Annotated in this window: 3 protein-coding genes; all 3 read right to left on the reverse strand. The window is 38.7% G+C overall.

The genetic code is table 11. From position 1 onward, the window contains the following. Positions 1-27: 27 nt before the first annotated feature. A complete protein-coding gene (locus G5W_RS21745) occupies positions 28-9861 on the reverse strand; it encodes a non-ribosomal peptide synthetase (RefSeq protein WP_010099280.1) in 9834 nt (3277 codons plus the stop codon). 64 nt (positions 9862-9925) lie between these two features. Further along, on the reverse strand, positions 9926-11569 hold the full coding sequence (locus G5W_RS22595) for a carbamoyltransferase family protein (protein ID WP_010099281.1): 1644 nt from the start codon (positions 11567-11569) through the stop codon (positions 9926-9928). 22 nt (positions 11570-11591) lie between these two features. Then, positions 11592-12395: a dimethylarginine dimethylaminohydrolase family protein gene (locus G5W_RS0119535; RefSeq protein WP_010099282.1), complete on the reverse strand. Its 804-nt coding sequence runs from the start codon at positions 12393-12395 to the stop codon at positions 11592-11594. Positions 12396-12440 lie beyond the last annotated feature (45 nt).

The following is a 12440-nucleotide window of genomic DNA, read 5'->3' on the forward strand; positions in this document are numbered from 1 at the left end:
TCTGCCCCTTTCCCTTGCACAAAAGGTCTATATCTTTGCCTTAAGCCTATTTTTTACTTCCTCGTCCGATAAATTTTGTATTTCATTGAGTATATCTTCTAGATTCATTGCTTGATTTTTACCATCTTGTGTAATTTTTTCATTCTCTATAAAATTCACAAGCTCATGAATGGTTGGCTTTTCAAATATTTCCCTAAGGGGAAGTTCAACATGAAACTCGTTGAGAATATGTGCAACGATTTGAGTGGCTAATAACGAGTGTCCACCTAATTCAAAAAAGTTATCATGAATTCCCACTCGTTCTATGCCCAATATGTCTGTCCATATCTCAGCCATTTGAATCTCTAAATTCGTACTAGGGGCTACATAATTGTCCAGTTCCGGTCTATCCATACTTGGCTCTGGTAGAGACTTTCGGTCTACTTTCCCATTAAGGGTAAGCGGCATTTTCTCAAGCTGTACGATTTTTGCTGGAATCATATAACCAGGTAAGTTCTTTGCTAAATTCTGACGTATCTCTGAGCCATTAACTTCCCGTTCTGAAACAATATACGCGCATAGATATTTATCGATATTTTTATCCTCACGTACGAGAACAATCGCTTCTTGTATGGATTCTAATTTCAATAAATGAGACTCGACTTCGCCTAGCTCGATGCGATATCCACGAATTTTGACTTGATCATCGATGCGTCCTAAATATTCCATCGTTCCATCTGGCAGCCATCTTCCCAAATCACCTGTTTTATACATACGCTCTCCTGGTATAAATGGATTTTCAAGAAAGCGTTCTGCGGTTAGGTCTGATTTATTTAGATAACCTCGCGCCACTCCAGCTCCACTTACATAAATCTCACCTGGAACACCGACTGGGACTAGGTTGCCATCATTATCTAATAGATAGACAATTAGAGTTGGTATGGCACTACCAATTGTGCGACTATTGTTTTCTATGTCTTCTTTCGTAAGTAGTCGGTAGGTTACATGTACCGTTGTTTCTGTAATACCGTACATGTTTATCAAGTCTATTTCCTCATATTTTTCTTGCCATTTCCCTATTAGTCGTGGTGCCAATGCTTCCCCGCCAAAGATTACTTTTCGAATCGACAAATCCTTTTCTTGCGACTTTAGATCTTCCTCTATTAACTGATAGAAAGCTGTAGGTGTTTGGTTTAATATGGTGACCCTTTCCTCTTTCAATAGGTTCAAATACGCCTTCGGGTTTTGAGCTATTTCCTTTGAAATAACGATTAGCTTGCCACCATATAATAAGGCACCGTACATTTCCCATACGGAAAAGTCAAAACAGAAAGAATGAAACATTGTCCACACATCTGTTTGGTTAAAATCAAATGGCGTTTTGTCGTTAAAGAGAAGTCTTACGACATTCCGATGCTCTATCATGACTCCCTTCGGCATTCCTGTTGTTCCAGATGTATAAATAATATACGCTAAGCTATTAGGAGTAGAGATAGTTACTAAATTTTCTGTATCTCCTTGATAGTTTTCCTGATCATCTAGAAACACAATATCTCCTTGGTAAGATTCTAACTGTTCAGTTAGTAGCTGCTGTGTTAGCACGAGTTTCACACCGCTATCCTCCAACATATACTGAATTCGATCGATTGGATAGATTGGATCGATTGGAACATATGCACCACCGGATTTTAATATGGCTAAAATTCCGACAACCATTTCGATAGATCTTTCTGCCATAATTCCAACAAGGTCATCTGCTTGTACACCCTTTTTTCGGATTAGCCTTGCGAGTTGATTAGCTCGTTGATTTAACGCCCTATATGTTATGCTTTGATCTTCAAATACCACCGCAGTGGCATCTGGTGTCTTTACTACCTGTTCTTCAAATAGTTGGTCTATACTTTTTTGATTCGGATATTTCGTTTGGGTGTTGTTCCATACTTCTAGTTGTAGCTGACGTTCTTTCTCGGATAACAAGTCAATCTTTCCTACTTGTACTTCTGGGTTTCGAAGCACTTCTTTCAGAATCTTATGCAGGTGACCCATAAGTTGCTGAATGGTCGTCTCCTTAAACAGGTCTGTGCTGTATTCAACATTCACGTGAAATTGTCCATCAATTTCACTCGTTAAGAACATTAAGTCAAATTTGCTAATCGTATGCTCTAACTGATATTCCTCCACCATCAATCCTTCGAATTCTAATGCTTCCGAAGACATGTTCTGATGGCTATACGCAACTTGGAATAATGGGTTCGTATTTGTTAAATCTCGCTCAGGATTGACCAATTCTACTACTTTTTCAAAAGGTATATCCTGGTTAGAATAGGCCTCTAAAGTGCTTTCCTTAATATGCTCAAATAGTTCCTGATACGTATATTCCCCTGTAACCTTGGTTCGTAGAACCAACGTATTCACAAAGAAGCCTATGAGATCTTCAATCTCCGCTTGATTCCGATTAGCGATTGGTGTCCCTATACATAAATCCTCTTGCTGTGTATAGCGATAAAGAAGAACCTTCAGGATGCTCAACATATACATATAGAATGTACCGTTATGTTGCTGACACCACTCTTTAATCTGCTTTGTCTCCTTTGCCGTTAGCTGGAATTGTTCTATTTTCCCAGTAAATGTTGGGCGACTTGGTCTTGGATAGTCTGTTGGAAAATTCAAAGGAGTTACATCCCGAAGTTTCTCTTTCCAGTAGTTAATTTGATCCTCTAGTTCTCCTTTTTCATATTGGCTTCTTTGCCAATATGAAAAATCACTGTATTGAATTGGAAGAGGAGAAAGAGTTGGAGAAGTCTCCTGTACGTACCCCTCATATAATTTTTTGATTTCTTTCCTAAATAATCCCATCGACCATCCATCGGATACGATATGGTGCATTCGTAAAAAGAGAATATGCTTCGTATCGGATAGTTTGATTAAAGTTGGTTCGAAAAGCGGTCCTTCTTCTAAATTAAACGGTCGATTCATCTCTTCTGAGATAAAAGCTTGCACCTCTTCCTCATCCAACTCGAGTGAGCTTACCGTAAAGCCATTTATAGAATCAATTACTTGAACTGGCATACCCTTTTCATTCGAGTACATGAAACGTGTTCGTAGAACACTATGTCGCTCAACAATCGAATGTAACCCTTTTTTCAATGCTTCTCGATCTAATGCTCCGATGAGTTGGATAGCTCCACATATATGATAAGCTACACTATCTGGGTCTAAGCGATGAAGTAGCCACATCCGTTGTTGAGCGAAGGAAAGCGGTATGTCTTGCTCTTGTCCCCTCACTGGCATCGGAGTGATTATTTTAACTTCTTGTGGTTCCATTTGTTGAATACGACCAACTAACTCATAAATCGTTTGACATTCAAATATTTCCCTCAGGGGCAGTTCAATTTGAAACTCATTGAAAATATGCGCAACAATCCGAGTCGCTATTAACGAATGTCCACCTAAATCAAAGAAGTTATCGTGAATGCCAACTCGTTCGATCCCCAATATATCGGACCAAATCTCAGCCATCCGAATCTCTATATCCGTACTTGGGGCAACATAGTTGGCCAGTTCCGGTCTATCCATACTTGGTTCTGGTAGAGCCTTCCGGTCTACTTTTCCGTTTAGAGTAAGTGGCAGCTGTTCCATCTGGATAAAGCGATTTGGAACCATATAAGATGGTAGCCTTTTCTCAAGGCTTGTCCGTATCCGCTGAATCCATCCTTCTTCTAATCCCCCTACGACGTAGGCCACCAACTGCTTTTCTTCTCGCTCTCCCCAACAGTGAACAACAGCGTCTTCAATACCCCTTAGTTCTTGGATAATACGTTCAATCTCTTCGAGTTCAATCCGGTAACCCCGTATTTTTACTTGAAAATCCTTTCTACCGATAAACTCAATCGTTCCATCTCCACGGTATCGAGCTAAGTCTCCTGTACGATAAAGTCGTTCTCCTTTTTTCCATGGGTGCTGAATAAACCTGCTTCTCGTTTGTTCTTCTTGATTTAAATACCCCTTAGCTAAACCATCTCCTCCAATAAAAAGTTCACCTGCGGTTCCAACTGGAACGGGTTGAAATTCTTGATCTAAAAGATAAACTTGGGTATTGTTGATTGGCTTTCCAACAGGGATCGTATTTTTGTACTCATAATCGGTAAGGGTAAAGGTACACGTAAAGGTAGTATTCTCAGTCGGTCCGTACCCATTAATGAGTCGACATTCTGGAAACGTCTGGCGTACTTTGTTACAATGCTGCACAGACAAGACGTCTCCTCCTGCAAGCAATTGTTTCAGACCTTGAAGGTCTTCTAGATGCCGATCGACTAATTGATGGAATAATCCTGCCGTTAACCAGACTGTCGTTGCTTTCGAATTGCGGATCCATTCACCTAATTCCGAAAGAGACGGCTTTTCAATTGGCATCAGAACTAATTTACCTCCGTTAAGAAGTGCACCCCAAATCTCAAACGTTGCAGCGTCAAACGAAACAGGGGCAATCTGTAAGATGGTTTGTTCTGAGTCGAGTTGTACATAGTCCACATTCTTAACCAAACGAACAATACCCCGATGGGGTATGACTACTCCTTTTGGTTTTCCAGTTGATCCGGATGTAAACATAATATATGCTGGTTCCTCTGCTCTCTCATTATCCCTTCCTGTTTCTTCTGAAAGAATATTCTGATGACTGAACTTACTGATCTCCTCTTGTGCCTCATCTAAATAAATCAATTTGGAGAATACAGATGGAGCATTCTTGGCCATCTTCCTTGTTGTTAGAACTGTGTGAATCCCCTCTACCATATTCTTGACTCGTTCTTCTGGGAGAGAACGATCTAGAGGTATATATATTCCACCTACTTTTAATATTCCTAGCATGGAGATCACCATGGGTATAGAAGAGTTCATCCATATTCCTATCTGGTCTCCAGGTTTAATCCCCTGATCAAGTAGATATCTCGCCAACTGATTGGAACGCTCATTCACTTCCTGGTAAGTCAGTGTCTGTCCTTTCTCTTCTAAAGCAATATGACTCGGTGTTTGGGTAGCCTGCTCTTCAAATAATTGGTCCACACTCTTTTGTCTCGGATATTCCGTTTGGGTATTGTTCCATTCTTCTAGTTGAAGCTGACGTTCTTTCTCGGTTAACAGGTCAATCTTTCCTACTTGTACTTCTGGGTTTCGAAGCACTTCTTTCAGAATCTTATGCAGGTGACCCATGAGTTGCTGAATGGTCGTCTCCTTAAACAGGTCTGTGCTGTATTCAACATTCACGTGAAATTGTCCATCAATTTCACTCGTTAAGAACATTAAGTCAAATTTGCTAATCGTATGTTCTAACTGGTATTCCTCCACCGTCAATCCTTCGAATTCTAATGCTTCCGAAGACATGTTCTGATGGCTATACGCAACTTGGAATAATGGGTTCGTATTTGTTAAATCTCGCTCAGGATTAACCAATTCTACTACTTTTTCAAAAGGTATATCCTGGTTAGAATAGGCCTCTAAAGTACTTTCCTTAATATGCTCAAATAGTTCCTGATACGTATATTCCCCTGTAACCTTGGTTCGTAGAACCAACGTATTCACAAAGAAGCCTATGAGATTTTCAATCTCCGCTTGATTCCGATTAGCGATTGGTGTCCCTATACATAAATCCTCTTGCTGTGTATAGCGATAAAGAAGGACCTTTATGATGCTCAACATATACATATAGAATGTACCGTTATGTTGCTGACACCACTCTTTAATCTGCTTTGTCTCCTTTGCCGTTAGCTGGAATTGCTCTATTTTCCCAGTAAATGTTGGGCGACTTGGTCTTGGATAGTCTGTTAGAAAATTCAAAGGAGTTACATCCCGAAGTTTCTCTTTCCAGTAATTAATTTGATCCTCTAGTTCTCCTTTTTCATATAGGTTTCTTTGCCAGTATGAAAAATCACTGTATTGAATTGGAAGAGGAGAAAGAGTTGGAGAAGTCTCCTGTACGTACCCCTCATATAATTTTTTGAATTCTTTCCTAAATAATCCCATCGACCATCCATCGGATACGATATGGTGCATTCGTAAAAAGAGAATGTGCTTCTTATCGGATAGTTTGATTAAAGTTGGTTCGAAAAGTGGTCCTTCTTCTAAATTAAACGGTCGATTCATCTCTTCTGAGATAAAAGCTTGCACCTCTTCCTCTTCCAACTCGAGTGCGTTTACCGTAAAGCCATTTATAGAATCAATTACTTGAACTGGCATCCCCTTTTCATTTGAGTACATGAAACGTGTTCGTAGAACACTATGCCGCTCAACAATCGAATGTAACCCTTTTTTCAATGCTTCCCGATCTAATGCTCCGTTGAGTTGGATAGCTCCACATATATGATAAGCTACACTATCTGGGTCTAAGCGATGAAGTAGCCACATCCGTTGTTGAGCGAAGGAAAGCGGAATGTCTTGCTCTTGTCCCCTCACTGGCATCGGAGTGATTTTCTTAATTTCAAGTCGCTCCTTATGTTGAATACGACCAACTAACTCATAAATTGTTTGATATTCAAATATTTCCCTCAGGGGCAGTTCAATTTGAAAATGATTGAAAATATGCGCTACTATCTGAGTCGCTATTAACGAATGTCCACCTAAATCAAAGAAGTTATCGTGAATGCCAACTCGTTCGATTCCCAGTATATCGGACCAAATCTTAGCCATCCGAATCTCTAAATCCGTACTTGGGGCAACATAATTGACCAGTTCCGGCCTATCCATACTTGGTTCTGGTAGAGCCTTCCGGTCTACTTTTCCGTTTAAAGTAAGTGGCAGCTGTTCCATCTGGATAAAGCGATTTGGAACCATATAAGATGGTAGCCTTTTCTCAAGGCTTGTCCGTATCCGCTGAATCCATCCTTCTTCTAATCCCCCTACGACATAGGCCACCAACTGCTTTTCCTCTCGCTCTCCCCAACAGTGAACAACAGCGTCTTCAATACCCCTTAGTTCTTGGATAATACGTTCAATCTCTTCGAGTTCAATTCGGTAACCCCGTATTTTCACTTGAAAATCCTTTCTACCGATAAACTCAATCGTTCCATCTCCACGGTATCGAGCTAGGTCTCCTGTACGATAAAGTCGTTCTCCTTTTTTCCATGGGTGCTGAATAAACCTGCTTCTCGTTTGTTCCTCTTGATTTAAATACCCCTTAGCTAAACCATCTCCTCCAATAAAAAGTTCACCTACGGTTCCAACTGGAACGGGTTGAAATTCTTGATCTAAAAGATAAACTTGGGTATTGTTGATTGGCTTTCCAATAGGGATCGTATTTTTGTACTCATAATCGGTAAGGGTAAAGGTACACGTAAAGGTAGTATTCTCAGTTGGTCCGTACCCATTAATGAGTCGACATTCTGGAAACGTCTGGCGTACTTTGTTACAATGCTGCACGGACAAGACGTCTCCTCCTGCAAGCAATTGTTTCAGGCCTTGAAGGTCTTCTAGATGCCGATCGACTAATTGATGGAATAATCCTGCCGTTAACCAGACTGTCGTTGCTTTCGAGTTGCGGATCCATTCACCTAATTCCGAAAGAGACGGCTTTTCAATTGGCATCAGAACTAATTTACCTCCGTTAAGAAGTGCACCCCAAATCTCAAATGTGGAAGCGTCAAACGATACAGGGGCAATCTGCAAGATGGTTTGTTCTGAGTCGAGTTGTACATAGTCCACATTCTTAACCAAACGAACTATACCCCGATGGGGTATGACTACTCCTTTTGGCTTTCCAGTTGATCCAGATGTAAACATAATATATGCTGGTTCCTCTGCTCTCTCATTATCCCTTCCCGTTTCTTCTGAAAGAATATTCTGATGACTGTACTTACTGATCTCCTCTTGTGCCTCATCTAAATAAATCAATTTGGAGAATACAGATGGAGCATTCTTGGCCATCTTCCTTGTCGTTAGAACTGTGTGAATCCCCTCTACCATATTCTTGACTCGTTCTTCTGGGAGAGAACGATCTAGAGGTATATATATTCCACCTACTTTTAATATTCCCAGCATGGAGATCACCATGGATATGGAAGAGTTCATCCATATTCCTATCTGGTCTCCAGGTTTAATCCCCTGATCAAGTAGATATCTCGCCAATTGATTGGAATGTTCATTCACTTCCTGGTAAGTCAGTGTCTGTCCTTTCTCTTCCAAAGCAATATGACTAGGTGTTTGAGTAGTCTGCTCTTCAAATAATTGGTCCACACTCTTTTGTCTCGGATATTCCGTTTGGGTATTGTTCCATTTTTCTAATTGAATGTGACACTCTTTTTCTGTTAAAGATTCGATTTCTCCTACTTGTAGTGATGATTTCTGTAACTCTTCTTCCGGGTAGCTAAACAAATCATCGTCTATTTCCCGTTCCTCATATCCGAGGTTTCTATTAGTAACGCCGCTGGCTAAAGCAGGCATATTGCTTTTACCAGAATTTAAAAGTTCAATCTGGGATATTGGAAGGTTTATATCTTCAAGTACTTGGTCTATAATATGGATTAGTTGGTCAACGATACTTCGAACTGTTTTTTTAGCATATAATTCGGTACTATAATCAAATGCAATGTTTAGAATACCGTCTTTTTTCCAAGTAATCATCAATAGGTCAAATTTACTTGTCGTTTGTTTGACATAATATTCTTCTATAGTCAAGTCAGAAATAATTAATTTCTCGCTCGGTGTATTATGATGTACATATGCTACTTGTACAAGTGGATTATGGCTTACTTTCCGTTCCGGATTAACGATTTCCACTATTTTTTCAAAGGGAACATCCTGATTTCGAAATGCCTCTAAAGTAGTATTTGTGATTTTCTCTAATGATTCATTAAACGTCTCGTTTTCAGATAATTGTGAGCGTATAACTAATGTGTTTACAAAAAAACCTATTATATCTTCTAGCTCTTTAGAGTTTCTATTTGCGATTGGAGAACCAATACCGAAATCATCTTGTCCCGTGTAGCGAAATAATAATGTCGAGTATACTGCAAGCATAAACATATACAAAGTACAGTTGTGTTTAAGACAAAATTGCTCGATACGCTCTGACAAGTTTTCATCTAACTCAGATTGGTACCTTGCTCCCTTGTTAGATAGTACTTTCGGCCGTTGAAAATCCGTTGGAATTTCTAACGATTTTATATTCTGTAATTGATTTTGCCAATATTGAACCTGTTTTTCATATCCCCCCTTATCAAAGAGGTCCTTCTGCCAGTATGCAAAATCATTATATTGAATTGTAGGTTCTTGAAAAATTGATAAACTATCTTCCTGTACTTCTTCTAGTGTATGGTAAGCCTGATACATACCTTTTAATTCTTTTCTTAAAATGGTAAAGGACCAACCGTCAGCTAAAATATGATGCATTCTTATTAGTAGCACATGATATTTCACATGTTTTCTAATGAGAGTCACTTCAAACAATGGTCCTCGCTCTAGGTCAAACGGCTTATCTACCTCATTTGTAATGAATGATTCTATTCCCTGGTCATTCTCTTTTTCTACTAATTTTATATTCTGCTCTTTGAATGGTAGAACTATCGGTTGTACTGATCCATCTTCTTTAATATACTTATACACCGTTCTTAAAATTTTGTGTTTTTTTACGATCGCATTAATGCTCTTGAGAAGGGTTTTGTAGTCCAATGGACCTTGGACTACAAAAGCATCGTACATATTGTATTGACTCCCACTTGGATCAAGCTGATGCAATAACCACATTCTTTGTTGTGCAAAAGAAAGGATATTCTTATCCTTTACTTTTTTTATCCGTGGTTTGTCATGATTACGTTTTGACTGCAACATACTTCGAAGCAACAGCTTTTTCTGTTCATCAGATAGGATTTTAACTTTATTGTCACGAGTTCCCATTCTATCTTTCCCCTTCTTTAAAGATCCCTGCTTGAGATTAAGTAGTCACCAATAGCCAAATAATCTATCTTCCCTTTTTAAACGTTTTAATTGCATCAAATGGTGTGCAGACAATGGGTTCTCTATCGTTATACGAAGTATTAAGTACCATAGGAACTCCTGTCAGTTCATAGAAAGAGGATATTAATCTATAATATCTTGGGTTTGCTTCTCTCCTCACTGTCTGGACACGGCTTGTACCATCTACATGTACAACCGAAGGAATTTTAGATTTATCTTTCGCTTTAAAACTCATCAACATGAAATCAGTTGCACTTGACTCTTTATCCATCACAAACCAATTATTTGCTTCTTCCGCAAGAACGCTTGGTGCAAATGGACGGTAATCCTCCCTATTCTTAACCACATGGTTTAGACGTTCTCTCATTTCATATTTACGAGGATCGGCTAGTAAGCTTCGATTCCCTAATGCCCTCGGTCCAAATTCCATTCTTCCCTGAAACCAAGCAACAATATTTTGCTCACTTAGCAATCTAGCAACCTCTTTCTCTATCTCATCGACCTTGTTATAGATCAATCCTTGTTCTTTAATCACTTTTACTATTTCCTCATCTGTAAATTCTGGACCAAGATAAGCATTCTTCATTGGTACTCTTTCTGTGTTTTGTAATATATGGTGCCAAATATAGTATGCAGCCCCCAATGAAGTACCACCATCATGTGCTGCAGGTTGTATATAAATTTGTTCGAATAGACTTTGTTTAAGTAAAATTTCATTGGCAACACAGTTTAAAGCCACTCCTCCAGCAAGACATAATGCATTTGTTTTACAATGTTCATAAGCATATTGAACCATATGTAAAATGGTTTCTTCTGTAACCTTTTGTAAAGCTGCAGCAATATCTTTATAATCCTGCGTCATTTCACCATCAGGAGTTCTCTTATGAACAGAGAACAAATTCTCTAACGGTTCAAAATCTTGTACCCGAAATCGTAATACTTCATTGTCTAACTCAAACTTCCCATCAGGAACTAGCTTAACAATTGATTTATATTGATCTATAAATCGGTTAGGATCACCATATCCCGCTAGCCCCATTACCTTGCATGCATCATATTCCGAATATCCTAAAAACATAGAAATCTTTTCCCATAAAAATCCTAAGGAAGCGGGATATTCGATTTCGGCAAATCCATTAAGCTCATGACCCTTCCCATAACAGAATAATGTTGAACCAGTTTCACCGATTCCATCCACCGCTAATACAGCGGACTCTTCAAAGGGGGATGGATAAAACGCTGATGCCGCATGACACATATGATGGCTAATCCAATGAAATTCTCCATTGAAGCCCATGGACTCTAACTTTGAAGGAATTGTCTGAAGCTTTTTCAGATATAAATTTTCTCCCTCTTCACTACCCCAATCTCCTTGAATCACATAATCTTCAAAATCCTTATTAGCAAGTCTTTTTTCTGGTAGCATCGAGTATCCTATCGCTTCAACATCCTGTATCTGTATACCCGCTGTATCTAAGCAATATTGTAACGCCTCTATAGGGAGTTGATCTGGGTTATCAACATTTGCCGGTTTTGCATGTTTAATTCTTGTAAAGCGCTCCTCTTCTGCTGCTGCAACAATCTCACCGTTTCTTAGTAGAGTGACTGATGATTCATGATAAGCACTATTTATGCCAATAATATACATAAGTAATCCTCCTTTTATTAGATTAGATTGAAAGGATTAAGCAACGTACACTACCGCCGCTTTTTTTGAACTCGCTCATATCCGTTTTAATCACTTTATATCCCCATTTAGTAAATTCCGCTTCCAATTCTTCAGTACAATTATCCATTAATATGTTGTTCCCAATTGGAATGTTATTGCATACAAAATATTCCTTTGCATCTTTTTCACTACACTCAATTCTGCGTTCGAAGTTATCTCTTAAAAATTTTAGACTCTCCTCGGTAAATGCATCCGGATAGTATAGCAATGTATCCTTGTCAATATATGAAATGGCTAAGCCTAGATGGTATAAACTCTCATCTTTTAAATGCAGCTCGCCTTTAAGCTTTAATTCTGGATAAGTTTCTTTTACATAATCTATTGCTTCAGGTGAAGAACGTGGACCATATCCAAAAATTATATCTTCATCAAAGTAAACGATGTCTCCAAGTCCTTCGAAATACACCTCTTTAGGTACTTCATAAACAGGATAATCGTTTTCTTTCATCCATTTAATATAATGTTCCACTTCTCCTTGCCTTTCAGCATGTCGAAAGTTTGTCGCTAAAAACTTTTTATTATGAACCATTCCAGCATCCCCTATAAATGTCATATCTGGAAGTCCTGGCGCTGGTTCAAGAATTTCAATTTCGATATTTAAATCAGTAAGAATGTTATAAACGTAATCCCATTGCTTTTTAGCTTTCGCTTTATCTACTTTATTATTAATATCCATCCAAGGATTAATTGAATATTCAATATCAAAATAAGTTGGTGGACACATAAGAACTTTTTTTATAGTCATGTTTAAATCTCTCCTCTATTAATTTAGTTATTTATTTAACTCAAC

The sequence above is a fragment of the Ornithinibacillus scapharcae TW25 genome (genome assembly GCF_000190475.1).
GTDB classification, from domain to species: Bacteria; Bacillota; Bacilli; order Bacillales; family Amphibacillaceae; genus Ornithinibacillus; species Ornithinibacillus scapharcae.

Bases quoted from the DNA above. Each gene is read 5' to 3' on its own strand.
- G5W_RS21745 (WP_010099280.1), bottom strand. From the start codon at position 9,861: ATGGGAACTCGTGACAATAAAGTTAAAATCCTATCTGATGAACAGAAA.
- G5W_RS22595 (WP_010099281.1), bottom strand. From the start codon at position 11,569: ATGTATATTATTGGCATAAATAGTGCTTATCATGAATCATCAGTCACT.
- G5W_RS0119535 (WP_010099282.1), bottom strand. From the start codon at position 12,395: ATGACTATAAAAAAAGTTCTTATGTGTCCACCAACTTATTTTGATATT.